Origin of the sequence: Thermoactinomyces mirandus (assembly GCF_013868055.1) — a bacterium.
In the GTDB taxonomy this organism is placed as follows: Bacteria; Bacillota; Bacilli; order Thermoactinomycetales; family Thermoactinomycetaceae; genus Thermoactinomyces; species Thermoactinomyces mirandus.
Genome location: NZ_JACEOL010000031.1, coordinates 1 through 26,780, shown reverse-complemented (window position 1 = coordinate 26,780; position 26,780 = coordinate 1). Strand labels below are relative to the sequence as shown.

Below are 26,780 nucleotides of genomic sequence, written 5' to 3'. Positions count from 1 at the left end.
CTGCGCCATACATATATTGAATAAGGGAAATAGTGCATATATAATAAAGCAAGTATCTTAAAGAAAAACCGGGGTGAGTCCATTGAAACAGAAAAAATCGCTTTTTCATCTACTTAACATAGTCATCATCTTATTCGGCTCACTGATTCTGGCGGTGGGTATCAATTATTTTGCAATCCCGACCAGCCTGGCTGAAGGAGGTTTCACCGGAATCAGCCTGTTGATTTACTATCTGGTGGGCTGGTCGCCCGGGATTGTTATTTTTGCACTTAATGTTCCACTTCTTTTCATCGGTTATCATGTATTTGGAAAACGGACATTTATTTATACAATTATCGGAATCGGTGCCCTGTCCCTGTTTCTGGAGTTGACGAAGGGTTTGCCCGCCTGGATCAGGCCTCCTGAAGACACCCTGTTATGTACTTTGTATACCGGTGTGTTGGTAGGGATTGGCCTGGGATTGATCTTCCGGGTCGGAGGCACCACGGGGGGTGTTGACATCATTGCGCGCCTGGTCAACAAATATTTCGGCTGGAGTATAGGCCGAACCATGTTTTTGTTTGACTTTGCGGTCATTCTTTCATCCATCATCATTATCGGTCTTGATATGGCCATGTATACTCTGGTCTCTGTATTTATCAGTGCACGGGTAGTCGATTTTGTTATTGAAGGTCTGAGTGCTTCCAAGGCCGCTACCATCGTATCCAATATCCCGCAGGATTTGGCCAGAACGATTACAAAAAAAATGAATCGCGGAGTCACAATTCTGGCGGGGCGCGGAGGATATACCGGCCAAACCCGGGAAGTATTGTACGTGGTGGTTGCTCCAAATGAACTGCCCAAACTGAAGCAAATTGTCAATCAATTGGATCCTTATGCATTTGTGGTGGTAAATGACGCAAAAGACGTATTGGGGGAAGGATTTACTTATGAAAAAACGATTGGGTATACCAATCAGAAAGAACAGGAGAATCTTCCATAACCTGACCAATCAGTCGTACCGGTCCGAGGCGAACGAATAGCTACCTGTGTGGACTGCAAGGATAGGAGCCTATATCCCACAGTCACACAGAACTTGCTATTCGGTTTACCCGCCCAAATGTCAATCACGTTTTTTATGCTTCACCAATTATAAACAGACTGTTCCCCGCTTTCTTCATGCCACTCCAATCTATTCATTATCCTTCGTTTTCCTCCATCGTTCCCCGGGAAGAACCCGCCCAGGCCTTTTTCATCCTAATTTGGCACGGGCTTCTTTCGGGGATATTTACGCCAGCCGACATAAACAAGCACACTTGCGATCATCCCCAATACCAGAAAAAACATTTGCATGACCACGCCTTCATTCCACTTGTGTACCGCAGCCAAAACATCCTTTTCCGACCCGTAAAATAATGGATGCATCAGGCTTTCCCACTGTTTTAACCCGCGTTCTCTGTCAGACCAGTCTTTCTCCTTTCGAACAACCGTCATCAATGAATCCAGTTCTTCCACCATCATCTGGCTTTTGCTTACTATTAAAGCGGGCCGAATCAGCAGGTAATGCTCATACAACAGGATCAGTTTTTTTTCATAACCGGCCTCATCTTTCGCATGGACAGCCTCCATCAGCAAATCCGTATCCTGTTTAAGCTGACCATAATATTGATGCCACAGTGGTTGATGTGAATGGGAAACGGCATCAAAAGCGATTTGCATACGGAGAGCAGACAGTTTGATCCTTGACGGATTGGGGCGCACCTGGTTCAAGTTGCGCTCCACATCCAAGATCATAGCCGATAAAGTGTGAATTGCCGGTACGGTCAGCTTTTGCTCCACCAGATTGGAATTTGCGAATTTTTTCGACAGAACGGCCAACTCGTTCCGGGCTGCGATATAATTTTGTTCATTGATATATTCGGCTACCTTATTGGCTAATCCGGACCATGTTTCTTTTTCCTGCATCAAATTTTCGTCCGCATGACCTGCTCCAACTGGCAAAAGGACAACCGAACATACCAGCAGGCAGATAAACCCTCTCATTAAAATACCATTCCTCCCGTTCAACCAGATCATAGTACAAGTCTATTTGTTTCATTGCAAAGATATACCCGCAACAAAAAAAGCCGGACTATTTTCCGGCCCAAAACCACGTTTGATACTCCCATCTGCGATAAGGACATGGAAGCATGGAAAAAATAGCAAATAACAGAAGAGTCGACAGACTTAGTAACAGCGTAAAATAACCGACAATATGGTCAAACGGCTCCAGAGACGGCGCCAGCCACGGATGGATATCCAGCAGGTAGTCCAGGGCATCATTAAGCAACATCCATCCCCCGACAATCATAATCTCTCGCCAGCGATATGTATAGTAAGGTGCATAAAGCAGCGCTTGCAAAGCCATTGCCAAATGGGACCCGATCAGCATCCAGTGTTGCCATGTCAACGATTCGAAAAAAGGCCGGGAATCCAGCCACCCACCCCAAACAATCATGATAACGGCCCAAATTCCATATTTAAACAGGGTGATCGACGCAAATGCTTCCAGAAGGGGGCTTCGCCGATAAAAGAGATAGCAAAGCAATACAAGACAGAAAAAAGCGCTTGCTGTCGGACTGTCCGGAACAAAAATATTCAGGTATTTAGGTTCTGTCCAGTTTAATTGATTCTTGTACCAGTAAAATCCATAGAACGTACCCAACAGATTGATGACAAACAAAACAGCCAGAAACGATCGCTGTCCCATGAGCCAGAACCATTTCATTCTCCATTCTATAATCATAACTTTTTCCCCTTTGAAATAAAAACCTGGCTGCATGATGCAACCAGGTTTTATTGTCTTATTTTTGTGTCTGTTTCGTCAACCACTCAACCAGTATTTTTTCCTCTGCAGGACTTCCCTGGAACATTCCGGCTGGCATTGTCCCCCGTCCTTCGGCAATGATTTTCGAAATTTCGTCAGCCGACAACTTGTTTCCTACCCCCAGCAAACCCGGGCCATTTGTTCCTTCAAGATTTTCACCGTGACATTTAATACAAGCATTTTTGGCATAAATATCATAACCTTTAGAATCTTTTGCTGCAATTTCCGTATTTTCCGGAGTTTCACCTGGTGCAGACAGCAATTGCTGTTCATGCTCATATTCCGCTGCCCATGTTAAAGCTGAAATTGCAACGAGAGTGATAATCATAATTCCCGTTGCCACTGGCCGCTTCAGCGGACGCCGTTCCTTGCTGCGATCCAGCCATGGTGCGAACAGCAGTGCCATGAACGCAATTCCCGGTACGATCATCGTGCCCACGACGACAAAATCACCGGCTGCCCATTTGTGTTTCAAGAGCTGATACAAAAACAGAAAGTACCAGTCAGGAACCGGCAGAAAACTCGTATTGGTCGGATCTGCAAATTCGCCAAGCGGCGGTTCTTCAGCCATGACCAGTGTCATAAATCCGACCAGGAAGACAACGGCAACCATCCACTCTTTCAGCAGGAAGTTTGGAAGAAAAGGTTCTGTCTTGCCTGGAAACTCATCATAGTCCTTGGGATACAATTTGGAACGGTCAGCTCGAACGTGCGAGTCTCCCACATAGTGGACCTGTTTATGGTTTCCTTCCTGATTATTTGCCAAGTGGATCCCTCCTCACGCGCAGACCTTATAGCGGTCCGGAAATTCCCTGACGGCGAATCAGGATAAAATGTGCACCCAAAAGGCCGAGTAGTGCAGCTGGAAGGAAGAAAACATGCAAAGCATAAAAACGTGCCAGAGTCTGGGCGCCAACAATGTCTCCTCCTTGCAGGAAAGTCGCAATATACGGTCCCAGGACAGGAACGGAACCAGCAATTTCAACGCCTACCTTGGTGGCAAAATAAGCTTTGTTGTCCCATGGCAACAGATAGCCGGTAAACCCAAGTCCCAACATTACGAAAAATATCAACATTCCGATAACCCAGTTGAATTCACGGGGATGTTTGTACGCTCCCGTGAAAAATACGCGCAGGGTATGCAAAAAAAGCATCACAATCGCCACACTTGCTCCCCAGTGGTGCATTCCGCGTACAATTACGCCCATCGCCACTTCATTTTGCAGATACTGTACACTTCGGTGAGCGTTTTCAATATCTGGCACATAATTCATCGCTAAAAACATTCCAGACAAAATCTGAATGACCACGACAAAAAAGGTCAGTCCACCAAAGCAGTAAATAAAAGCTGAAAAATGGTGGGCAGGATTCACATGTTCCGGAACTTCATGATCGGCTACATCCCGCCACAACGGTGTAATGTCCAGACGTTCATCCACCCAATCATAAATGGCGCGCAACATTTGCTACACCTCCGTTTCAGCAGCAGTTTACTTCTTGACTAATGGTCCAATCAGCAATTTTCCATCCTGTACTTTTGTCTCATAACGATCAAGCGGTTTTGATGGAGGAGTGCCAGGGACATTTGTCCCATCCTTTTTGTACCGGCCAAAGTGGCAGGGACAGAAAAATTCGTTTTTAAATTGCGGATTGCTGTTCCAGTTCACAGTACATCCCAGATGCTTGCAAATAGGTGAAAAAGCTATGTATTCACCATTTAACTTCAGCACCCAAGCAGTCATTTGTTCCCCTTTGGGCGGATTATACCAGCCGTCCTTGCGATGTACGGTAAATTGAACCTGCTTCGGTGTCTCGGTAATCTCATCCACGCTTAAACCAACATCGTGAAATTGACCACCTTCACCCTTTTTCAATAATGGGTCAATGGCGTATCTTACCATCGGAAAAAGCATTCCCGAAGCAAGGAAACCGGCTGTCCCACCCAACGTATAAGTCAGGAATTGCCGGCGGGAAACTTTCCTACTCACGTTTTCTCCGACCTCCTTCAATCCGGCTTGCAGTCTTTTACGGGCCGGAATCTTTGTTGCTAGGACACCTACTTTCCAGAACATATTCATGATAGCGAAAAAAATCTGCAAAAGTCAACAAATTGTTATAAATGTATCAACCGTTAATATTCTGAATAACACTAATAATCAAGTTTGTCGCCAAATTTCTAACACTTTTTGATAAAGGCTTTCTCTCACTTCATCTATCTCTTCTTGCGCCGGATCTTTCGACAATTCCGCAAAATAGGGCATAATTTTGATAGAATCAGTCTCTCTTATTTCTCTTACAGCATTCTTCAGTGTCCCATCAATAACTAATACCAGATAATAAAAACTGGATTGCTCCATGTCTTTAATGATTTCATTTAAATATAGATTGAAAAGTTCAGCATTCCCCCCCATATATGGAATCGGTGGCAAAAGCAACAGGCGACCGATCAGTTTCCTTTCCAGATCTTCGGCAAAATACTGAACCATTTTGCTGTTTTCCAGTATAATTTCCTTATCCTGAATCCTGGTGGAAGTAACCGGCAGACACAATGTATCCACATAGGAAGCCACATCTTTCCAATCTTCAGGTTTCAGCTGCATCAATTGCATCGGAATTCCTCCTGTTCCAAAAAAAATACCCAGCTTCCGCTGAGTATTATATTCGAATTTTGTTATTTCTCCAGAATCTCTCTCCACTTTTCGCTGAGCTGTAAAAACGTTTCCTCATCCCGATTTGCCAGCGCATCATCAATTTTTTCGTACAACCGTTTCTTTTCAAACTCCCTTACCGCTTGATCAAGAAGCATCTCCGCGAACAGACTCAGCAACTGGTCTTGCACCAAGTCGTGTTTCTCCATGGGATTAACCTCCAATACCGCGGCATATTTGGAACACGTTGATCTTTCTTTGAAATACAGGCCGATGTATAGATCTTCATGGGGATAGGTACGAATGTCGTAAAAAGCCGATTCTACGTCCGTACCGACCCGCTTGTTTTTAGTGAATCGAAACGGAATCATGCTGCTGCATTTTGTAGATATAATCATCGACTTTGACAGATGGCGGACATGATTGACAAAATGAACCCTTTGTAACAGTTCTTCATTGGAACACAAGTAATTCAGCAACCAGGCTGCTTCCTTTTTTTGTAACTCAAAATGCTCAAGAAACCAGTGAATAAACCCTTTTTTCTCTGCCACGGTAACGCTGCTTCTCATATTTCCCTCACCCCTTGGAATTGAGAGAAATTTGGCTGATCCAGAAGTACGAAACGGAAATTTTCCATGCGAGATATAAGTTAATTTTTCGTCACCCACTTCCCTGTTTCCTGCTTCAGCGATTCCTGACAAATCCTTCTTCAATGGCACGTTCACGAAATGCTGAAATACCATGTAACCATTTCACTCCGGATGGTGTGAGGGTGAGATATTGTTCATCATCTTCCTGGCCAATCATGCAAACTCCCAAGTGTACGAGCATTTTAAGCACTTTGCGATACAAGCTTTCCTTGCTTTCATAGTAAAACGCTTTCATCCAAGGTCCAACCGCCTGATACACGAGTGACTTTTTAACCCATCCGGGATAAGCCAGTAAGGAAATCCAGCGAATAATCATTGGCAATTGCGGAATCGCCCTTTTGTAAAGGCGAATCCAAAAACGAACCATCTCTATTCCTTGATCTTGACCTTGACTATCTTTTTCTTTTTTCTCTAATTTCCCTTTTCCCTCTTCCGTTAAACACAAATATCCATTTTCATCCTCAATAAAATACCTGTGATAATAAGCGTAATCATACAAAAGGGAAAATCGGTCCGGATAAAGGTGGTAACAGCGTCCAAAGCCAAAGCGCGGTCCTTTTTCAGCAATGGGGGTTTCCTTGATATAGAAAGTCTGGAACAACTGTCTCTGCTGATTTTTATAAATCGCCCCATCCATGGTTAACCGAACAATTTCTTTGTTTATAAATGAAAGAAAATGATAAAGATCATATAGCAGTTGTTTTTGTTCATCGCGATATACCGCAGGTGGGATTTGACGCCTGTTTTTTTCCAACTCATACGGCTTCAGCAAAATTTCACAGACTTGAGTCCGCAAATCAGACGGCACATAATACAGATTTTGTGTTTGGCGCGAATAGCCGGGAAACAGCCAGCCCCTTTTCAAAGCTTCAACAATCAATTGTCGCGGTTGTCCCTGTCTTTCATTAAGCGCAATCCTTCCCTTTGCCAGCAGTTCTTCCATGGAATATGCAGGAGTTTGATCGAGCATAATCAATTGTAAAAAACGGAATTCCTGATCATTTAACCGGTCAATCTTTTCTTCCAAGTGACTTTTATTGCCTATGCGCTGCAACAATGAACGAATCAGCTCATATTTGGAATGGGTCCGCTGGATTTCACATCCATAATAACGGTTCATTTGCTTTAACTGTTCAATGCCGGTATATGTCAGCCAATCTGTGATTCTCACCGTCTTTCTTCCTCCCGTTAACTCATTATTACTATTATGTACGAAGATGGAGAAAGATAGACTTGTCATCCCAATATTAACGGTTTCGCATTTTTAACCGGGTTGGCATCCCCTGACACCCGGATTTGAGTTCGGTCTTTTCATCTTTTACCCGAATCGTCCTGCCCACAAGATAGAGGATGAAATATACGGTAACAAGTTGCCACGTATAAAACGTTTGCCTTGGAAAAAACAAAGAAAAGAAATCTTTGATCAAATGTTCCCAATACATATAAAATTGATCAACCAATGAAAAAGTAGGGATAAAAAACAGGAAATGCAATCCGAAAAATATCCCGACTGCCTGTATCAGAGACAAACGATACGCCTGTTTGCTGGACGAACCCAACCCCAGATAAATAAAGATCATCATGGCACCGACAATGATCATCGTCCACTCCAAAAAAAGTTCTGCCGCCAGAAGGGCAGGAAACCAAAAAGAGATCAAAAGCGGGAAAATCCAGTTTTTCAGCAACATGACAGACCCAATCACAAACAGGAATTCGATCACAAAATGACCTGCTTTTGTCCGCATAGACAACCACCTCATCCCACTTTTATGAAAGCGGAGCCAAAAAAAGAACCGCTCGATGAACGAGCGGGTTGCACAGGACGTACAATATTGGATAGGAGTGGAGAGAAACCATACTGTAATTACCATTATACGGTTGCAAAAAGACAAGGTCAACAATATTTTAAATTTTTCATATTTATCGTTGTTGTATCTTTAGGATAAATTCGGCAAATCCCGGAAAGGAGACATCGATCGATTCAGGATCTGTTACGGTTACCTCCCCTTCAGACCCTAATCCGGCAATCGCCATCGCCATGGCGATCCGGTGATCTCCGTGACCGCTGGTTACCCCTCCGCGCAAAGTAACCGGTCCTTCAATAATCATTCCGTCTTCCGTCTCCTCAATGGCTGCCCCCAATTTTTTCAGTTCATTTACGGTTGTCGCAATCCGGTTCGATTCTTTCACCTTTAATTCTTGCGCGTCCTTGATCACAGTAGTCCCTTTTGCCTGCGTAGCGACTACAGCCAAAACCGGGATTTCATCAATCAATCGGGGAATCAGATCACCACCAATGATAATACCGCGGAGATCTCCTTTTCGTACGGTGATCCTGCCTACAGGTTCATTACACCAGTTTCCGGTTTCTTCAACGGCCACTTCTGCCCCCATCTGCCTGAGTACATCCAGAATCCCTGTGCGGGTAGGATTGAGACCAACCTCTTCCACAGTCACCTGGCTATCGGGTCCCATCAGAGCTGCAGCCAGCAAAAAGGCAGCCGAAGAGATGTCTCCAGGCACACATACCTTGGTTCCGTGCAGTGTCTGTCCGCCACGTACAGATACCTTTCTCCCGTCAATCCTGAGCAAGCCGCCGAATGCCGGCAGCATTCGCTCTGTATGGTCTCTGGAAAGAGCCGGTTCACAGACAGTCGTCGTTCCTTCTGCCTGTAATCCCGCCAGCAACAGGCAGGATTTTACCTGGGCACTGGCAACGGGACTGTTGTACCTGATCCCTTTCAGCGCCTTTCCTCTTACGGCAAGAGGTGTAAAACGGCCGTCCCCGCGCCCGTCAATATGGGCCCCCATTTTTCTCAGCGGCAGGACAACCCGGTCCATCGGCCGGCGGCCAATCGATTCATCACCAACTACCGCAGAAAAGATAGGGATACCTGCCAGGATTCCCAGCATCAGGCGAATGGTTGTCCCGGAATTTCCCACATCCAAAGGTGCGGCGGGTTCCTTCAGGCCTCTGATTCCACTGCCGTAAATCCGGACAGTGGTGGGAGAGATCCTTTCCATTCTGACTCCCAACTGCTTAAAGCAATGCATCGTACTCAAACAGTCTTTTCCGGGCAGAAAGCCGTCTACTTCCGTGATTCCTTCAGCTATGGATCCAAATATGATCGACCGGTGGGAAATCGATTTATCGCCTGGAACTCTGCATGTCAATTGAAATGGCTTGGATCTTGATGTTTTCATCATACTCGGCTTTCCTCCCAGCTTTCATCCTTGCTGTATACATCCATGTTATCTCTTTTCAGGACAGAAATTGCAGCTAAATAATCTTTTTCCTCTTTAAAACTCAGCCTTAACACCCCAGGTATTTCTTCCCTGTTTTCCATCACTTCCAGATTGCTGATATTTATATTCTCTTTTGCCAAAAGGGTTGCAATCCGGGCAATTGCACCGGGCTGGTCAGGAATATCCACGAAACATTCAAACCTTGGCTTGAGAATTCCAATCCGCTTCCTGTCAGGCAACTGTTGCCGCAACTTTCTGGAACGCTTGAAAAAGTCCTCAATTGTCTGTTTCTGCCCCTTTTTAATGGCATCACGAACTTCCTGCATCTTTTGCACCCATTCATCCATCAAACGTAACAGTTCCTGCCGGTTGGACAACAGGATATCCCGCCACATAATCGGATCGCTCGCACCAATGCGGGTCAGGTCGCGGAACCCGCCGGCAGCCAGACGGTGGAACCACTCATTTTCTTCATTATAATTTCCAACGACATTGACAAGTCCTGCCGCAATAATATGGGGCAAATGGCTGATTGCCCCCACAATGCGGTCATGGTGATGGGGTTCCATCAAAACCAGTTCGGCTTTGGTTGCCAAGTGCAATAACTGGCTCAGTTTTTGCACTTCCAGAAGTGATGTCTCCGGATCAGGAGTCAGCACATAATAAGCATTTTCAAATAATAAAGATCGGGCAGCCTGAATGCCCGATTGGTGCGATCCTGCCATTGGATGCCCGCCAATGAACACAATCCCTTTTTCCCTCAAACAGTGGCCAGCTTCCATGATATCGGATTTCGTGCTTCCAACGTCGGTAACAATACAATTCGGCTTAAGATGAAGCTGTGCCAGTTCCTCAATCGTTTGCTTGATTTTGCCGACCGGCAAAGCGATCACGATGATGTCAGCGTCCTCAGCCGCCCGTCGGAGGGAAGTTGTCCACTCGTCAACCGCTCCGATTGCCAGAGCATAACGCAAATCTGCTTGTGAACGGTCAAATCCGATCACATGAACATCCGTACGTTCTTTCAATCCCAACGCTATAGATCCGCCGATCAAACCTATTCCGAGAATCGCAACTTTTTCAGGCATTCGCAGAGATCTTTCCTTTCATCTCCAAAAGTTTACGGAACGCATACAGGAATCGTTTGTTCTGCTCTTCATTCCCTACTGTGACCCGTATATAGGAGGGGAATCCAAGCGCCGCTCCTGAGCGAACAATAATTCCCTGCTGCAACAGCTCCTGATAGACGTCGTCAGCAGGCATGGTGGTATCCAGCAGGATAAAGTTTCCGGATGGAGGGTAGTAATGCAGGTTCCACTCATCCAGTTGTTCTGTAATCTGTTTGATGCCAAGCCTGTTCTGATTTCGGCAATAAAGGATAAACGGTTCATCGTCCAACGCTGCGATCGCCGCTTGTTGTGCCAGCCTGCTCACATTAAAGGGTTCACGGACCCGATTTAATTCCCGCACCACATCCGGATGCGCCACACCGTAACCGACCCGGAATGCGGCCAGACCATATATTTTGGAAAAAGTGCGTAACACAATAATTTGCGGATTATAATCGAGCAGGGAAAGGGTGTTTGGATATTCAGAATCTGTGACATATTCATAATATGCTTCATCCACGACAACCAGGACATGATCGGGTACCTGATCCAGAAAGCGGCTCAGTTCTTCATACGACACGATGGTCCCGGTCGGATTATTGGGGTTGCAGATCCAAACAATCCGTGTTTGATCGGTAATTGCACCAAGCATGGCCTGTAAGTCATGAACTCCGTCTTTCAAGGGGACTTTGACAGGTTTTGCCCCTTCGATCCTTGTTGCCGTTTCGTAACGGGGAAATGTCAAGTCAGCCATCACCGATTCCGAACCGAGCTCCAGGTACGCACGGCCAATCATCTGGATAATTTCATCCGAACCATTTCCAAATATGATCCGCTCCGGATCCGTTTCCAGATGATGGGCCAGTTTTTCGCGCAAATCAGGGGCCAATCCCTCCGGATATATATGAAATTGTTCCTTAATCTTGCCAAGTGCAGGCCAGACTTTGGGAGAACAGCCAAACGGGTTTTCATTTGAGGCCAATTTAATGACTTCGCTTAATCCAAATTCTCTTCTTACTTCTTCCAGGGGCTTGCCCGGCTTGTATACCGGCAGCCCCCTGATCGATGCCTTCGGTTCCATGGCAATTTCCTTTCATTTTTTTATTTCTATCTTACTCCGATTTTAATCCTCTGACAAATTGTCGCAATTGTGCCAGCGCATTTTCCCGCTGCGCCGGATCAGCCAGATACGGAAGAAGTTTCTCGATTTTTTGGACAAGCGCACTTCCCACAACGACGGCATCGGCGTGATCAAGAAAATGCTCAACATGCTCCCTTCCGGAAATGCCAAAACCAATCGCTGTGGGTACGGGACTAAGCATACGGACGGTATCCAGAAACGTCTCCGTCTGTTCAGAGAATTCCCGGCGCATTCCGGTCGTGCCAAGGGAAGAAACACAGTAAACAAAACCCTGTGCAGAAGACACGATATCTTTGATGCGCTCTCTGGAAGTAGGAGCGACAAGCGAAATAACGCTCAGTCCGGCTTCGCTTCCCCGTCTGCGAAGAGGGACACTCTCTTCATAAGGCAGGTCCGGAACAATAATCCCGTCGAAGCCATGTGCAACAGCCTCATGAACCAACCGTTCCATTCCAAAATGAAAAACAGGATTGGCATAAGAAAATAAAATCAAAGGTACATCGATTCCATCCTCCCGTACTTTTTTTCCCAATTCCAATACCTGGTTCAATGTTACCCTGTTTTTCAGCGCCCTTTCTCCCGCCGCCTGGATAACAGGGCCATCCGCTACCGGGTCAGAAAAAGGAACCCCCAATTCAATGGCCAAAACCCCTTCTTCAGCCAGAATCCTGATGATTTCGCGCGTCATCTCCAGGTCCGGATCACCGCACATAATATATGGAATCAGATATTCAGCTTTCCTTTCCAATGCTCCCTCTAATCGGTTCATCCTTTTCACCTCTTATCCTAGTGCTTTGTGAATGGTTTCAACATCTTTATCGCCGCGGCCGGACAAATTAATCAGAACCAGATCTTGCGACTCTCTCTGTCTGGCCAGTTGTACCCCTTCCCAGATCGCATGGGCCGATTCCAGGGCAGGCAATATTCCTTCAGTCTGACAAAGCAGTTTTACCGCTTCAATCGCTTCCTGGTCAGTCACCGCCGTATAACGAACACGTCCAGTTTCATGCAGATAGGCGTGTTCCGGACCTACTCCCGGATAATCCAGTCCCGCGGAAATGGAGTGAGCCGGCGTCACCTGTCCATGTTTATCCTGCAGAAAATAACTGTACATGCCATGCAGCACACCGGGTTCTCCTTTGCTCAGCGAAGCCGCATGCAACCCTGTTGACAATCCTCTGCCTGCAGCTTCTACCCCATGCAGGCGCACTTCCCTGTCTTCCAGGAAAGCGGCAAACACCCCGATCGCATTACTTCCTCCTCCCACACAGGCAACGACATCGGTTGGAAGGCGATTTTCGCGTTTCAATATCTGTTCCCGTGCTTCTTCACTGATTACACGCTGGAATTCCTTCACCATCAACGGATAGGGATGCGGCCCGACCGCCGAACCGATCAGATAAAAAGTATGATCAATTTCGGCCACCCATCTTCTAAGCGCCTCATTGGTTGCATCCTTTAAAGTCCGGGTTCCTGACTTGACCGGAACCACCCTGGCTCCCAAAAGTTCCATCCGAAACACATTCAGCTGTTGCCTTTTGACATCTTCTTCTCCCATGAAGATTTCACAATCCAGCCCGAACAAGGCAGCCACGGTTGCTGTCGCCACACCATGTTGACCGGCTCCCGTTTCGGCAATCAGTTTGGTTTTGCCCATCCGTTTGGCCAAAAGCGCCTGACCCAGGGCGTTGTTGATCTTATGGGCGCCGGTATGATTCAAATCTTCCCTTTTCAAGTAAATCTTTGCTCCTCCGGCATATTCGGTCAGTCTCTTTGCAAATGTCAGGGCCGTAGGGCGCCCGGAATAATTTTTCAGCCAATGGCTCAATTCCTCTTTAAAGGAAGGATCGCTCATGGCTCCCGTAAATCCGGCTTCCAGATCAATCAGGGCATTCATCGTTGTTTCTGGAACAAAACGTCCTCCAAAATCACCGAATCTCCACGAATTCCTGTGGCTGGCAATTTTCTCATTTACTGTTGACATGCTTTTTCCACCCTTTCTATGAAAAGTCGCATGGTCGCGCCATCTTTTTGCTGATTTTTTTCGATTCCGCTTGACACATCGATGCCATCCGGCTGGTAATGCTTAATTAAATCAACTACATTGGCTTCGTTAATCCCGCCGGCAATCCACAACGGAATCTCTGCCTTCCGGCAGGACTCCTTCCATGAAGGAATGCTGTCCCAAGCAAATGATTGTCCGGTCCCTCCCCTGATGTTTCCTGCCTCTTTGTCCAACAGGATGGCATCCACCCAAGGTCTGTAAACTTCCAGTTCTTCCATCGGATCGGCCTGTTCCTGAATGTGAATCACTTTTGTCACATGAACAGAAAAAGTGGATTTCAGTTTCCGGCAGAACGCGGCCGATTCTTCTCCATGCAATTGAATGCCTGAAAACGGTACGAGCTTGAGCCAGCTTTTCACTTCTTCCCAGGTTGGGTTTTGCAACACCCCGATTGCCATCTGTGCAGGAGACACATATCGGATCAAATCAGGCAAATCTTCACGCGTAACCGTTCTCCTTCTGCCTGGAACAAGAATAAAGCCCAGCGCATCAACCGGAAGGCGGCTTGCCAATTGAACATCTTCTGCCCGCCTGAAACCGCAAAACTTTACAAACGGACGCTTCATCGGCTTAATCCCCCACACAACTCCCGAACAGCTTTCATCGGGTCCTCCTGGCGCATCAGATACTCGCCTACCAAAATCCCCTGTACTCCTGCCTGCTGCATCCGCCTGGCATCCTCAAGGGACAACACACCGCTCTCTCCAATTACCGGCCGGTCCTTGGGCAAAAGCGGCCTCAACCGTTCCGTATTTGATATATCTGTCGCAAAGGTGTGCAGATTGCGATTATTGATCCCAAGTACGTCCGCTTCACACGCCAATGCGAGCGGTATTTCCTTTTTTTCATGGATTTCCACGAGAACTTCCAGCCCCAGGCGATGTGCAGTCTCGGTCAATTGCTGCAACTGTTCCTTATTTAACAGGGCAACAATTAACAGAATGGCATCAGCCCCCATCAATTTGCTCTCCAGGACCTGCCGTTCATCGATGATAAAATCTTTGCGAAGAACCGGTAATTTGATGGCTTGCTTCACATTCACCAAAAAATCGGCACTGCCATGAAAATAGGTTGCGTCAGTCAGCACAGATATCGCTGCGGCTCCCCCGCGTTCATATCCCTCAGCCACCTTGACCGGATCCACTTCGCCAACGATTACCCCTTTGGAAGGAGAAGCCTTTTTTACCTCTGCGATCACGGAAACCGATCCTCGATTCAATATCGCATCCTTCAGAGACAGGCCTTTGGGAAAGGCACAGGCCCGTTCCCAGTCTTCAGGGGTCATTTTATGGACAAGTTCGGCAACCTCTTTCCGTTTCGTCTCTGCAATCCGTTCAAGAAACATAAGAAACCTCCTTGGAAGCCTCAACCACTTTGCGCAATTGCTTCTTCGCCATCCCGGACTGAATGATTTCCTTTGCATAACAGGTTCCTTCAGCCAGCGAGCTTGCCCTGTCTGAAAGATATAGAACGGCACCGGCATTGACACTCACAATATCGGCGGGAGCTCCGGGTTTGCCCTGCAAAATCTGTTCAATGATTCGCGCGTTTTCCGGAGCTGAACCTCCCCGGATTTCTGCAAGGGGAGAACGGGAAACTCCCAAAGACTCCGGCGTTACCTCATAAGTCCGAACTTCACCATCTTTTAACTCACTGATTCGGGTTGCGTCCGTAACGGTAATCTCATCCAGACCGTCCAGGCCAGCTGCCACCAAAGCGCGTTCCACACCCAGTTCAGCCAGCACATAAGCCACCTTCTCGGTTAACCGGACATCATAAACACCCAACAGCTGAACCTTGACCCTGGCCGGATTGGTTAACGGGCCCAACAAATTGAAGCAGGTGCGAAAACCGAGCTCGGTTCTCGTAGGCATGACATGTTTCATCGCCTGATGGTATAAAGGGGCATACAGGAAACAGAGTCCGGTTTTTTCCATTAACCGGGCCGCTTCATCCTGTTTCAGATGAATGTTCATGTTTAATGCTTCCAAAACATCGGCACTGCCACTTTTGCTGGAAACGGCCCTGTTCCCATGTTTGATGACGGGAACTCCTGCCGCAGCCGCAACAATGGCCGCAGCCGTGGAAATATTAAAGGTTTTTCCTCCATCGCCGCCTGTTCCGCAAGTATCAACAGCCTGGTCAAAACGATATTTTATGGGAGCGGACTGGTCACAAACCCCTTTGGCCAATCCAATCAGTTCGTCCACCGTTTCCCCCTTCATTCGCAAAGCTGTCAAAAAACTTGCCATTTGGGCAGAGGATATGTTTCCATCCATCATTTCCTTCATGACCCGGTACGCCTCTATCTGCAACAGGTCTTGTCCGTCAATCACTTTTTGCAAAATGGATTTCATCATACATACTCCTCCACCTTTTTATCGCTCACCATCGCAAGTGCCTTCAACATGCCGAGTGCCTTGCTCCATGATTCCATAAACTCCGCCTCGGGATCAGAATCGGCTACAATACCGCCCCCGGATTGAACCCATGCCTTCCCGTCACGAAACACTATGGTCCGGATTGCTATGCAGCTGTCCAGATTCCCGCCAAAACTGAAATAGCCGATGGCTCCCCCATATATTCCCCGCGGTGTCGGTTCCAGTTCACAAATGATTTCCATCGCCCGCACCTTTGGCGCCCCCGACAAAGTTCCAGCCGGGAAACAGGCCTTGAATGCGTCCAACTCTTTCTTTTCAGCCATCAATTTTCCGCTTACCCTGGAGACAAGGTGCATAATATGGGAATATTTCTCAATTTTCATAAAATCGGTCACTTTAACCGTTCCATATTTTGCAACCCGTCCCAGGTCATTGCGCCCAAGATCCACCAGCATCACGTGTTCGGCACGTTCTTTTTCATCATGGATCAATTCATCGATCAATGCCTGGTCTTCCCTTTCATCCTTGCCACGCGGCCTGGAGCCCGCAATCGGACACGTTTCTGCCACCGAGTCAGTCACACGCACCAACAGTTCCGGTGAACTGCCGACAACCGTCTCATTTCCCAACCGCAAATAATACATATACGGAGAAGGGTTTAATACGCGCAATGCCCGATAAACTTCAAACGGTGGCGGCGCCGGTTCCCATGTAAGCCGGCGGGAAAGCACTACCTGGAAAATATCTCCTTTACGAATATACTCCTTTGCTTTTTCGACCATTTGCATATACCTGTTTTTGTCAATGTTTGCCTGGACTTCCTGTCCCGTAACCTTTCCTTTCCCCAGAAACAACGGCGGCACGGAAACCGGTACTAACAAAAATTCGGATGCCCATTTTTTCAAGTGCCGGGCTGTCTGGTAATAAGCCTGTTCAACCTCGGAATCGGACATTTCCGGGGAGACATGAAGATGGCAAACAAAAACCACTTCCTGTTTCAAATGGTCAAAGACCAGCAACTGATCGACAAACATAAAGTGAAAATCGTCATCCAGGCAGATTGACTCAGGTTTTGTTATCGGCCGGGCTGGCTCGATATACCGGACCATTTCATATCCGGCATATCCTACCGCTCCTCCCAAAAAAGGGGGAAAACCCTTGTACGAAGGCGAGCGATACTGTTCCAGCCTGGAAGCCAGAAACGAAAAAGGCTCTTCGGTCACGACCCGGCTTCCCTTGTCACGCTCAGTCATAACAAGCTTTTCTCCTTTTCCCTTTACAATAAAAAAAGGATCTGACCCGACAAACGAATACCGGGACCACCGCTTGCCTCCTTCCACACTCTCCAGCAAGAACGAATACGGCTGATCCTTTACGCGATCATAAAGACTGATGGGTGTTTCGGTATCTGCCAAAACCCTTTGGCAAAGGGGAATCATGGAATACTTTTTTCTGAGAGTCAACACATTTTCCCGTGTGGGGTAAATCAAAAAAATCCCTCCTCGACAGGTGAAGAGAGAAGGATACAGCGGTAAGGTAGAGGAAATATAAAAAACCAAAGCAGGATTGCTTTGGCTGTTTTTCATGGACTTTTTTCAGCCTCTACTCTGCTCAGCTCAGCTATATCCATTCTCTTCTAGACTCAGCTCATTGACCAATCACTAAACTTGAAAAAAACTTAACTCATCTCACTTTTGACTTTATCGAAGTAAAAGTGATCTGTCAACAAAAAATCTTTCTGCTTTGTGCACATGGACGCCCAGGCTCAATTCGGGACCAGTTCACCGAGCACGTCCCTGATCTCTGTTTCCGGAATATCACTGACGATTTTCACCTCACCAAGGGCTTTCGCCAACACAAACACATATTTGTCCTGTTTTACCTTTTTATCCCGTTTCATTGCGTCCAGCATGGCCGGAACAGACCATGAACGGGTGGAGGCAACCGGCAATTCAAAAGCCTCCAGCAACTGTTCGGTATAATGTACTACATCCAAACCGGTTCCCAAAACTTTTGCGCTTAACCGGGCAGCACCGGCCATGCCTATGGAAACCGCTTCGCCATGCGTATAAACCTGATACCTGGAAACAGCCTCCAGTGCATGACCGATCGTATGTCCATAGTTTAAAATGGCACGGATTCCCGTTTCCCGCTCATCTTGTGCAACGACAGCAGCCTTGATTTCACATCCGCGATAAATGGCTTCCACGGCTGCTTCACTGTCAACGGCAAACAGTTCATTGCGGTGATCATCCAGCCATTTTGCAAAGGATTCATCCCAGATAAACCCGTGCTTGATCACTTCGGCCATTCCTGAACGCCACTGTCTGAGGGGGAGTGTCTTTAGACACCGGACATCAAACACCACCATCAGCGGCTGGTGAAAAGCACCGATATAATTTTTGCCCAGCGGATGGTTTACGGCAACCTTTCCACCCACACTACTGTCATGAGCCAAAAGGGTGGTCGGCAACTGGATAAACGGGATTCCCCGCATATAGCTGGCGGCCAGAAATCCCGCCATATCCCCAACAACCCCTCCTCCCAGAGCAAGAATGATGCTTTGGCGATCCAGGCCAAATCGCAGGCATTCGCCGACCAATTGTTCAAACACATGCAAATTCTTGCTTTTTTCTCCGGCTTCCATTATGGCAAACCCGGTGGCATATCCGGCACGAACCAGCCGGTTTTTGAGCTTCTCTCCATAAAGCGGGGCCAAATTGGAATCGGTTACGATCATCAGTTTGCGATCTGTTTCGATCTGGTATTCCCGAAGCAAAGCCGGCAATTGTTCCAACAAGCCTTCTCCTATGTAGATGGGATACGGCTGATCCTTTACATAAACTGTCAAAGTTTTCATCAGAAGTCTACCACTCTTTCCCGATACTGTTTTAGCTGCTCCACCATTTCATTCATGGTATCACTGGAAAACTTTTCAACCAATGCCTGGGCTATTTCCCATGCCACCACATTTTCCATAACGACACTGGCAGCGGGCACAGCACAGCTGTCTGAACGTTCGATGCTTGCCTGAAACGGCTGTTTGGTCTCAATATCCACACTCTGTAAAGGCTTGTAAAGTGTAGGGATCGGTTTCATTGCTCCACGCACGACGATTGGCTCGCCTGTTGTCATTCCGCCTTCCAGTCCCCCCAAACGGTTGGTACGGCGGTAAAAACCACGTTTCCTTGACCACATGATCTCATCGTGCACTTCTGAACCATTCAGTCCGGCCGCTTCGAACCCGAGACCAAATTCGACTCCTTTAAAAGCATTGATACTGACAACCGCTTGCGCAATTCTCGCATCCAGCTTGCGATCCCAGTGTACGTGGCTGCCCAGGCCAACCGGTACGCCTGCCACAATCGTCTCCACCACACCGCCCAAGGAATCTCCCTCTTCCCTGGCCTGGTCAATTCGTGCCATCATCTGTTTTTCGGCATCCTTATCAAGGCAACGAACCGGTGACAATTCCGACCGTTCTTTTATTTCCTGCAAGGATAACTGGACAGGCTTCGCGGCAACATCTCCGATCTGTAAGACATGGCCTGCGACATCGATTCCGCATTCTTCCAGAAGAAGACGGGCGACAGCTCCGGCGGCCACGCGCGCCGCAGTTTCCCTGGCACTTGAACGTTCAAGTACGTCACGCATGTCTCGATGCCGGTATTTGATGGCTCCATTCAAATCGGCATGTCCCGGCCTGGGGCAGGAAATCCTGCGTTTTTCTGCCTCTTCAAAGGCAGAATCAACACTCATTACATTTTTCCAATGACTGTAATCGCGGTTTTCTATGACCAAAGTGACCGGAGCTCCAGTTGTCCGGCCGAATCTGACGCCCGACAATATTTTCACCTGATCTTTTTCGATTTGCATCCGGCGCCCCCGGCCATAGCCTTTTTGCCGTCTGGCCAGCTCACGATCGATCTTTTCCTTATCAATATGCAATTGACTAGGGATTCCCTCAATAATTACGGTTAATTGCGGACCATGTGATTCTCCGGCTGTAAGATATCTCATTGCTCATCTTCTCTCCTCTGCTAAGCTAAAAACAAATAAAAATTTGTTAGTAATGATAACACAGATTATTCAAAGTGAGGAGAGGCTTCTCAAAATAAAAGAGGCACAGCTCGCGGGCCATGCCTTTTCCACAGTCAAATCCAGCGATTGATCGTTTTCTCGTAATTGTTCAATTCCGATTTCTCAAACCATAAAGCGATTTCCCGCTCAGCGCTTTCCGGAGAATCGGACCCGTGTACGATATTCATGGAAACATTTACTCCATAATCACCGCGGATTGTTCCGGGCAATGCGTCAGACGGATTGGTTTTCCCCATCATTTGGCGGGCTGTCGCTATAATGTTTTGCCCTTGCCATACCATCGCAAAAACCGGACCGGAAGTAATAAAGTCAACCAATTCGCCAAAAAACGGCTTTTCTTTATGTTCTGCATAATGTTGTTCGGCCAGATCACGGGACACGGTTATCAGTTTTGCACCGACCAGCTGATATCCTTTCTTTTCAAAACGGGAAACCACATCACCAATCAATCCGCGTTGCACACCATCCGGTTTTACCATAATGAATGTTTTTTCCATAAGGTCAGCCTCCATTTTAACGATATGTAGAGTACTATTCACAAGTTAAAACGGGAAAGTAACAAGAAAAATTCTAACAAGTTTAAAATGTAATCGCAACCATGGAGTCAGGATTTATGGCTAATAGGAACGTTGAACAATAAATTCAGAAATCAGCCGTAATGATTCCCGTTCATAGCATGTCGGCAATTCTGTCAGGCTGCGCATCGCTTTTTCCATATAGCGTTTGGACAAGTCAAGCGTATACTCAATCCCGCCTTTTTGCCGCACCAGCTGCAATATTTCTTCCAATAGTCCGTCTTCGCCTTGCGACCGCAGATAAGCAAGGATCATCGCACGTTCTCTTTCGTCAGCCTGACTCAATGCATAAATGACAGGCAAGGTAATGTTTCCTTGCCGCAAATCATTTCCGGCCGGTTTGCCCAATGTTTTCTCATCGCCCACAAAATCCAGGACATCATCGGTCAGTTGAAAAGCCATACCGACATAGTAGCCGTATGCCTTGAGCCGCGCAATATATTTTGGTTTCGCTTCGCTGACCATTGCGCCCAGCTGGCAGCTGATCGACATCAGCAAGGCGGTTTTCCGTTTAATCCGGTGCAAATAACGATACAGAGACTGTCTCTCTGAATACAGATCCTCGATCTGGTCAATTTCGCCAAGGCAAACCTGTCGCATTGCGGCCGCCAAAATCGGGTGCACACGTGGCTCCTTCAGGTGTGACAATTCCGTAAGCGCCCGTGCAAATATGAAATCTCCCGTATACATGGCAATTTTGTTATCCCATTCCGATTTTACCGTAGACTTGCCCCTGCGTGTGTCCGCGTCATCAATGACATCATCATGAACCAGTGTTGCCATATGGATCAGTTCCAAACCTACGGCAACCCGCTTCAGTTCTTCCCGTTTGTATTGACCGAACCGGCCTGACAAAAGTACAAAGATGGGGCGCATCCTTTTTCCGCCCGCTTTCAGCAAATGGGCAGATGAATCATTTAATACCTGATGTTCCGTTTTGATCGCTTTTTCCAGCTCTCGTTCGATCCATTTAAGATCATTTTTCAAGTTATAATAAATCTGTTGCAAGCTCATGATCTTCACCCTAACGTATGCCAAGCTCTACAGAGCCAAGTATACAGTTCTCTTTATTTCGTATCACCTTCCCTCTTCCCGTTCCCCATCCATGGTTCAGGAAAAGGTTCAAAGATCTAACTGTTTTATTCTTCACATTCATCACAAAATCCTTGACATTTATGTGGACCAGCGCCGGTAAAGCTGATGATCGATGTGTAACTGGTCTAACACTTTGCCGGCCACAAACCGCACCATATCTTCAATGGTCTGCGGCTGGTGGTAAAAGGCAGGCATGGCCGGAACAATGCTGGCGCCATATTGGGCCAGTTTCAACATATTTTCCAAATGAATTGCCGACAGGGGCGTCTCTCTTGGAACAATCACGAGAGGTTTTTTTTCTTTCAACATGACATCGGCCGTCCGCTCCATCAGGTTGCCGGAAATCCCCTGTGCGATCCTCGCCATGGTCCCCATTGAACAGGGAATAATAACCATGCCATCACATTGGAAGGAACCCGAAGCAATGCTGGCGCCGATATCCTTTAAAGGATGAAAAAGAAGGGTTCCCTCCAGATGCTTGTATCGGTTATAAAAAAGCTGTTCCCGCTTCTGCACTTCCCATCCTTGTTCTTCCTTTAATACACGCCATCCGGCTTCGCTCACCAACAGGTGAACTTCATGTCCCTGCCTGAGACATTCTTCCAGCAGGCACAGTCCATACGGAGCTCCGCTTGCCCCGGTTATTCCTATGACGATTCGCTTCTTGTTCATAAAAACACATCCAGTAGAGTAAAAGTAAATATAATCATGCTCAATACCCCGTTCATGGTGAAAAAAGCCGTATTCAGCCGGGACAGATCGTTTTCGGATACAATAGCATGTTCATAGACGAGAATGATCAGCGCAATCGCTACACCAATCCCAAACCAGAGCCCCAGGTTCAAAAGCAGCAGCAGCGCAATCAGCCCTGCTGCTGTTCCGACATGCATCAGGCTTGAGATAAGCAGGGCTTTTTTCACCCCAAATCGTGCAGGAATAGAATAAAGGGATTCCTTTCGGTCAAATTCCACATCCTGACAGGCATAAATCACATCAAACCCGCCAATCCACAAGGCAACGGTGGCAAAAAGGATCAGCGACAGCACATCGATCTGAGCCGTGGTTGCCACCCAGCCTCCCAACGGTCCCAGTGCGGTGGCGATTCCCAAAAAGAAATGGCATGTCCAGGTAAAACGCTTGGTATAGGAATAAATCCACAAAAAAAATACAGCAACCGGCAATAAGTAAACTGCCAGCATATTTAACTGGTATGCGGAAAAAAAGAGTAATGCAAACGAAACAAACACAAATCCCCATACAAACGTGGTGGACACCAGACCAGCCGGAATGGCACGGTTTCTGGTTCGCGGATTTTTTGCGTCGATCTGCCGGTCAATCAGGCGATTCAAAGACATCGCCGCGCTGCGTGCACCAACCATGGCCAAAGTAATCCAACCGATTTCTTTCCAGGCGGGAAAAACCTCTCTCACCTCCAGGCTCCCCAAAATAGCCCCCAAATAGGCAAATGGCAAGGCGAAAATGGTATGTTCAAATTTAATCATTTCCAAAACAATCTTCAATTTGTTCCATCCCATCATCAAACCATCTTCCTTCTTTATTCCTCTTTTGGTTTGCGTCCGATATGAAGGGCTGTAATGCCACCAGTCAGCGGGTACACCTCAACATTTTCCAGGTCGACTTCCTCTTTCATCAAGCTTTCCAGCTCTTTGTAATCGGGAAAGTGTACGAGCGATTCAGGCAGCCATCTGTACTGTTCATAACGGTTGGCAAACAATTTGCCCAGCCAGGGCAAAATCCGTTTAAAATAGAAATAATAAATTGCACGGAAAGGAGGCCAACCCGGTTTGGATAATTCCAGAGATACCACTTGGCCTCCAGGCTTGACAACCCGCTTCATTTCTTTGAGAACCTGCACAAGATCGGGAACATTGCGCAAGGCAAATCCAATCGTCGCATGATCAAAAGTATTGTCCGGAAAGGGCAAATTCATGGCGTCTCCCTGTACAAGTTCAATCTGGCGGGACAAGTTCTCCCGTGCCACTTTCATTTCTCCAACCTTCAGCATTTTTTTGCTGAAGTCAAGCCCGACAATGCGGCCAGACTCTGATGCGCGTGCCAATGAAATGGTCCAGTCACAGGTTCCGCAACATACATCAATGGCATTGTCGCCAGGCCCAACGTGCATCTTTTTCATGGCAAACCTGCGCCACAGTTTATGCATGCAAAAACTGAGCAGGGAATTCATACGGTCATAATCCTTGGCAATACTTTCAAACACTTGATGTACGAATTTGGATTTTGCCTCACCTTCAGGTTTCAAACTCCATCACTCTCTTTCAATACAACTGGTTCAAATTGCGGCAATTCCTGCAATAAAGATTTTAGGACAGGATCATCCAGCTGATCGCATGCCTCTTTGAGAAATGATTTCTTTTCAAGTATTTCATCGAGCCACACTTCATGGTCCTTCAGGTACAATCCGGCCAACCGGTCCGCATCAAAAAGAGCGACAAGGGCTGCAGCGGCCAGAATCCTGATTTCATCTTCCACATGAAAAAAATCGGCCAATGCCGCAACCAATCCGGACGAAATTTTTTCAAAATAACACCAGGCTTTTTTCGGGTCTGAAAACCCTTCTCCATTTCTCAGCGCATGCAAAGACATTTTCCATTCATTAATCCGGCAAATAGCATCTGACAAATAGCGAATCCCTTCCACTTCATGCTGTCCGGCCAGATGCAGATAAAACAGGCTGCTGTAATGATCCCCGCTCAAAATGGCAAGTTGCTGCAATCGCTCATCATCATGCCGGGGATTCACCCGAATCTGTTCATGCATATCGATTCCCATTTTCAACAAAGTGGACGCGATGATATACAATTCAACCTTTTTTGTCTCCTCTTGCCGTTCATTTAAAAGCCAATACAAAACTTGCACAAAAAAAACCGGGATTTGCACTTCCCCCATTGTTTCACTGACATACCGGTTCTCTACACTATTTCGAATTTGTGTAATCAATCGAATTAATGCTTCATTATGTATGAATGCCATAAAATTGTTCCCCCAATGAGGCTGATTCAAGCGCTGCGAATAGTATACCATACTTTTTGTAAAGATAGGCATTCTACCATTGTTTTCCCTCATTTGAATGAGTATGAGAGGAAAACCATGTAGTTTTAAACACTTGCTCCAGTATTTCCTCGTCCGATAGCGCTTTCAGCAGTTTTAAACCTTTTCCCTGCAAATCGCTTTTTTTTGCTTCAACCAGCAGGCTTTCGCCAGATATAGCATGAACGAGTACCTGTACCTCCCCAACATTTTCTGTTTGCTCTAACATCCGGCAAATGATCCGGACCAGTTCTTTGCTGACAGCTGGTTTTGCCAATCCGGCAGAATCCAGTTCCAAAAATACTTTATAATTATAAAAATCAATGCGCTTAAGCGACATTTGAATTTCCTGGTCCAGGATAAAATCTACCACGCGCTCCCTGGTCAACTTCATGGTTGACTCATCCTTGAATACCGGCAAATGCTCGCCTTGCCCGTTCCGGTTTGCCGACAGCTCCGGAAGCACGGATACCACGACCGCCAAAAGAGTCGCTGCCAGCACGGCTGCAAGTATTCGTACAACAAAAGCCTCCACCCTGCTTCCCCCTTTTAAATCGCTGATACCATTTTATAAAAAACAGCGGGGAAACATGCAAATATGCGCTTTTGTTCAGGGCTGTCTTTCTATTCATCGGTGTCAATTGTCCCAAAACTGGTCATGATCGTTGCTTTGCCGCGAATCTTTATGGCAGATGTATTTTCCGTAAACTGCGCAATCATCACTTCTCCCCGGTCCAGCTTCTCCGAATGATGGAAACGGGTATCTTTTCCTCTCGTTAACCCGATCACGTTTACTCCATTTTCCTTCGCCTTGATTAACACATAATCACCCCAGACTTCCTTCAATCTTAATCCCTCCTCAGGATGATGAAAATCAACTTTATTTTACCACGGTTCTTTTCTCTGTCATTCCAATAAAAAAGACTCTCCCAAGAGGAAGAGTCTTGCTGTTGGTCGGGCTAGCCAGATTTGAACTGACGACCTCTTGCGCCCCATGCAAGCGCGCTACCAAGCTGCGCCATAGCCCGTTGAAATCATTCATGTTATCTTGCCAGCGACAATTAACATTATATTACGGGCTTAAAATCATGTCAAGAGGTAACTTTTTTTATTTTAGACTGATCAAACTCATCGCTTCGGCGCGTGCAGCAGCATCCTCGGCAAAAATTCCCCTTACAGCCGAAGTGACTGTCTTGGAACCCGGTTTTTTTACACCGCGCATCGTCATGCACATATGCTCTGCCTCGATCACCACGATTACGCCATATGGGTCCAGCGTTTCAACAATCGAATCAGCTACCGTTGATGTAATCCGCTCTTGCAACTGGGGCCTTCTTGCTACCGTCTCAATGGCACGGGCCAGTTTGCTGAGCCCTGTCACCTTTCCTCCACGGGGAATGTAACCAACATGGGCTTTCCCGAAAAAAGGAACCAGATGATGTTCGCAGGTTGAGAAAAAAGGAATATCCTTGACTAATACCAATTCCTCATGATCTTCACTAAAGATGACCGAAAAATGTTTTTTGGGATCTTCATTCAAACCAACAAAGATTTCTTCATACATGCGCGCAACACGCGCCGGCGTATCTATTAAACCTTCACGGTCCGGATCTTCACCAATCGCTTCCAGAATCATACGTACTGCTTTTTCAATTTTGTGGCGGTCTACCATTTATGTTCCTCCATCCACAGGCAAAGTCCTATTCCATCTGATCTCACGACTTGGAGTCCATTATACCACAATCCGGCGAAACAAAAAGACCTCTTGGAAGAGGCCAAGGCTGTTGACCTTGTTTTGTCAACAGCCTTTTCTGTCCGGCTAATTATCCCGAAACATACAACCCCAAGCCCTTTT

30 protein-coding genes and 1 tRNA gene are annotated in these 26,780 nt (G+C 46.9%); 1 reads left to right on the top strand and 30 read right to left on the bottom strand.

Annotated elements, in window-relative coordinates; translation table 11 throughout:
- Positions 1 to 82 precede the first annotated feature (82 nt).
- Positions 83 to 982 carry a YitT family protein gene (locus H2C83_RS09845; protein ID WP_181740330.1) on the top strand — a complete coding sequence of 300 codons (900 nt, stop codon included), beginning with the start codon at positions 83 to 85 and terminating at the stop codon, positions 980 to 982.
- A 254-nt stretch (positions 983 to 1,236) separates the two neighbouring features.
- Here H2C83_RS09845 and H2C83_RS09840 read toward each other — a convergent pair whose 3' ends face one another.
- The 30 genes from H2C83_RS09840 to folE form a co-directional block, all read right to left on the bottom strand.
- On the bottom strand, positions 1,237 to 2,022 hold the full coding sequence (locus tag H2C83_RS09840) for a sporulation protein YpjB (RefSeq protein ID WP_181740245.1): 786 nt from the start codon (positions 2,020 to 2,022) through the stop codon (positions 1,237 to 1,239).
- A gap of 88 nt (positions 2,023 to 2,110) precedes the next feature.
- Positions 2,111 to 2,764, bottom strand: coding sequence for a DUF1405 domain-containing protein (locus tag H2C83_RS09835; RefSeq protein WP_220184104.1), 654 nt, complete (start codon positions 2,762 to 2,764; stop codon positions 2,111 to 2,113).
- 58 nt (positions 2,765 to 2,822) lie between these two features.
- Positions 2,823 to 3,611 carry a menaquinol-cytochrome c reductase cytochrome b/c subunit gene (locus H2C83_RS09830; RefSeq protein ID WP_181740243.1) on the bottom strand — a complete coding sequence of 263 codons (789 nt, stop codon included), beginning with the start codon at positions 3,609 to 3,611 and terminating at the stop codon, positions 2,823 to 2,825.
- Between the two features lie 25 nt (positions 3,612 to 3,636).
- Positions 3,637 to 4,308, bottom strand: a complete 672-nt coding sequence (gene qcrB / locus H2C83_RS09825; protein ID WP_181740241.1) for a menaquinol-cytochrome c reductase cytochrome b subunit — start codon at positions 4,306 to 4,308, stop codon at positions 3,637 to 3,639.
- 27 nt (positions 4,309 to 4,335) lie between these two features.
- The gene (locus tag H2C83_RS09820; protein WP_312853895.1) at positions 4,336 to 4,833 is read right to left on the bottom strand and encodes a QcrA and Rieske domain-containing protein; all 498 of its coding nucleotides are present in this window, start codon (positions 4,831 to 4,833) and stop codon (positions 4,336 to 4,338) included.
- 168 nt (positions 4,834 to 5,001) lie between these two features.
- On the bottom strand, positions 5,002 to 5,454 hold the full coding sequence (locus tag H2C83_RS09815) for a DUF2487 family protein (RefSeq protein WP_181740239.1): 453 nt from the start codon (positions 5,452 to 5,454) through the stop codon (positions 5,002 to 5,004).
- A 62-nt stretch (positions 5,455 to 5,516) separates the two neighbouring features.
- Positions 5,517 to 6,218, bottom strand: a complete 702-nt coding sequence (locus H2C83_RS09810) for a ReoY family proteolytic degradation factor (protein WP_312853894.1) — start codon at positions 6,216 to 6,218, stop codon at positions 5,517 to 5,519.
- Complete coding sequence (locus H2C83_RS09805; protein WP_181740237.1) at positions 6,178 to 7,314, bottom strand: hypothetical protein; 1,137 nt, start codon at positions 7,312 to 7,314, stop codon at positions 6,178 to 6,180. Before H2C83_RS09805 ends, H2C83_RS09810 begins: the two co-directional genes overlap by 41 nt.
- Positions 7,315 to 7,390: 76 nt before the next feature.
- The gene (locus tag H2C83_RS09800) at positions 7,391 to 7,888 is read right to left on the bottom strand and encodes a hypothetical protein (RefSeq protein WP_181740235.1); all 498 of its coding nucleotides are present in this window, start codon (positions 7,886 to 7,888) and stop codon (positions 7,391 to 7,393) included.
- 175 nt (positions 7,889 to 8,063) lie between these two features.
- A complete protein-coding gene (gene aroA / locus H2C83_RS09795) occupies positions 8,064 to 9,350 on the bottom strand; it encodes a 3-phosphoshikimate 1-carboxyvinyltransferase (RefSeq protein ID WP_181740233.1) in 1,287 nt (428 codons plus the stop codon).
- Positions 9,347 to 10,477: a prephenate dehydrogenase gene (locus H2C83_RS09790; protein WP_181740231.1), complete on the bottom strand. Its 1,131-nt coding sequence runs from the start codon at positions 10,475 to 10,477 to the stop codon at positions 9,347 to 9,349. Before H2C83_RS09790 ends, aroA begins: the two co-directional genes overlap by 4 nt.
- Positions 10,470 to 11,579 (bottom strand): histidinol-phosphate transaminase, encoded by a 1,110-nt coding sequence (hisC, locus tag H2C83_RS09785; RefSeq protein ID WP_181740229.1) that lies wholly within the window; start codon positions 11,577 to 11,579, stop codon positions 10,470 to 10,472. Before hisC ends, H2C83_RS09790 begins: the two co-directional genes overlap by 8 nt.
- 31 nt (positions 11,580 to 11,610) lie before the next feature.
- Complete coding sequence (gene trpA, locus H2C83_RS09780; protein WP_181740227.1) at positions 11,611 to 12,408, bottom strand: tryptophan synthase subunit alpha; 798 nt, start codon at positions 12,406 to 12,408, stop codon at positions 11,611 to 11,613.
- Between the two features lie 12 nt (positions 12,409 to 12,420).
- Positions 12,421 to 13,623 carry a tryptophan synthase subunit beta gene (trpB, locus tag H2C83_RS09775; protein ID WP_181740225.1) on the bottom strand — a complete coding sequence of 401 codons (1,203 nt, stop codon included), beginning with the start codon at positions 13,621 to 13,623 and terminating at the stop codon, positions 12,421 to 12,423.
- A complete protein-coding gene (locus H2C83_RS09770) occupies positions 13,611 to 14,270 on the bottom strand; it encodes a phosphoribosylanthranilate isomerase (protein WP_181740223.1) in 660 nt (219 codons plus the stop codon). Before H2C83_RS09770 ends, trpB begins: the two co-directional genes overlap by 13 nt.
- A complete protein-coding gene (gene trpC / locus H2C83_RS09765; protein ID WP_181740221.1) occupies positions 14,267 to 15,049 on the bottom strand; it encodes an indole-3-glycerol phosphate synthase TrpC in 783 nt (260 codons plus the stop codon). The genes H2C83_RS09770 and trpC overlap by 4 nt, the downstream gene beginning before the upstream one ends.
- The gene (trpD, locus tag H2C83_RS09760) at positions 15,039 to 16,064 is read right to left on the bottom strand and encodes an anthranilate phosphoribosyltransferase (protein ID WP_181740219.1); all 1,026 of its coding nucleotides are present in this window, start codon (positions 16,062 to 16,064) and stop codon (positions 15,039 to 15,041) included. Before trpD ends, trpC begins: the two co-directional genes overlap by 11 nt.
- Positions 16,061 to 17,575 (bottom strand): anthranilate synthase component I, encoded by a 1,515-nt coding sequence (trpE, locus tag H2C83_RS09755; protein ID WP_181740217.1) that lies wholly within the window; start codon positions 17,573 to 17,575, stop codon positions 16,061 to 16,063. Before trpE ends, trpD begins: the two co-directional genes overlap by 4 nt.
- Positions 17,576 to 17,850: 275 nt before the next feature.
- Positions 17,851 to 18,945 (bottom strand): 3-dehydroquinate synthase, encoded by a 1,095-nt coding sequence (gene aroB / locus H2C83_RS09750; protein WP_181740215.1) that lies wholly within the window; start codon positions 18,943 to 18,945, stop codon positions 17,851 to 17,853.
- A complete protein-coding gene (aroC, locus tag H2C83_RS09745) occupies positions 18,945 to 20,105 on the bottom strand; it encodes a chorismate synthase (protein WP_181740213.1) in 1,161 nt (386 codons plus the stop codon). Before aroC ends, aroB begins: the two co-directional genes overlap by 1 nt.
- 134 nt (positions 20,106 to 20,239) lie before the next feature.
- Positions 20,240 to 20,683 carry a nucleoside-diphosphate kinase gene (ndk, locus tag H2C83_RS09740; RefSeq protein ID WP_181740211.1) on the bottom strand — a complete coding sequence of 148 codons (444 nt, stop codon included), beginning with the start codon at positions 20,681 to 20,683 and terminating at the stop codon, positions 20,240 to 20,242.
- 120 nt (positions 20,684 to 20,803) lie between these two features.
- Complete coding sequence (locus tag H2C83_RS09735; protein WP_181740209.1) at positions 20,804 to 21,775, bottom strand: polyprenyl synthetase family protein; 972 nt, start codon at positions 21,773 to 21,775, stop codon at positions 20,804 to 20,806.
- A 159-nt stretch (positions 21,776 to 21,934) separates the two neighbouring features.
- Complete coding sequence (locus tag H2C83_RS09730; protein ID WP_181740207.1) at positions 21,935 to 22,528, bottom strand: UbiX family flavin prenyltransferase; 594 nt, start codon at positions 22,526 to 22,528, stop codon at positions 21,935 to 21,937.
- Positions 22,525 to 23,391, bottom strand: coding sequence for a UbiA-like polyprenyltransferase (locus tag H2C83_RS09725; RefSeq protein ID WP_181740326.1), 867 nt, complete (start codon positions 23,389 to 23,391; stop codon positions 22,525 to 22,527). The genes H2C83_RS09730 and H2C83_RS09725 overlap by 4 nt, the downstream gene beginning before the upstream one ends.
- Before the next feature lie 20 nt (positions 23,392 to 23,411).
- Entirely contained in the window at positions 23,412 to 24,137 is a 726-nt protein-coding gene (locus tag H2C83_RS09720) for a demethylmenaquinone methyltransferase (protein WP_181740205.1), read from the bottom strand.
- Entirely contained in the window at positions 24,134 to 24,868 is a 735-nt protein-coding gene (locus tag H2C83_RS09715; RefSeq protein WP_181740203.1) for a heptaprenyl diphosphate synthase component 1, read from the bottom strand. Before H2C83_RS09715 ends, H2C83_RS09720 begins: the two co-directional genes overlap by 4 nt.
- Before the next feature lie 73 nt (positions 24,869 to 24,941).
- Entirely contained in the window at positions 24,942 to 25,460 is a 519-nt protein-coding gene (locus H2C83_RS09710; RefSeq protein WP_181740201.1) for a hypothetical protein, read from the bottom strand.
- An 89-nt stretch (positions 25,461 to 25,549) separates the two neighbouring features.
- A complete protein-coding gene (gene mtrB, locus H2C83_RS09705) occupies positions 25,550 to 25,771 on the bottom strand; it encodes a trp RNA-binding attenuation protein MtrB (RefSeq protein WP_181740199.1) in 222 nt (73 codons plus the stop codon).
- Positions 25,772 to 25,876: 105 nt separating this feature from the next.
- A tRNA-Pro gene (locus H2C83_RS09700) sits at positions 25,877 to 25,953 on the bottom strand.
- Positions 25,954 to 26,033: 80 nt separating this feature from the next.
- Positions 26,034 to 26,597 carry a GTP cyclohydrolase I FolE gene (gene folE, locus H2C83_RS09695; protein WP_181740197.1) on the bottom strand — a complete coding sequence of 188 codons (564 nt, stop codon included), beginning with the start codon at positions 26,595 to 26,597 and terminating at the stop codon, positions 26,034 to 26,036.
- Positions 26,598 to 26,780: the final 183 nt, after the last annotated feature.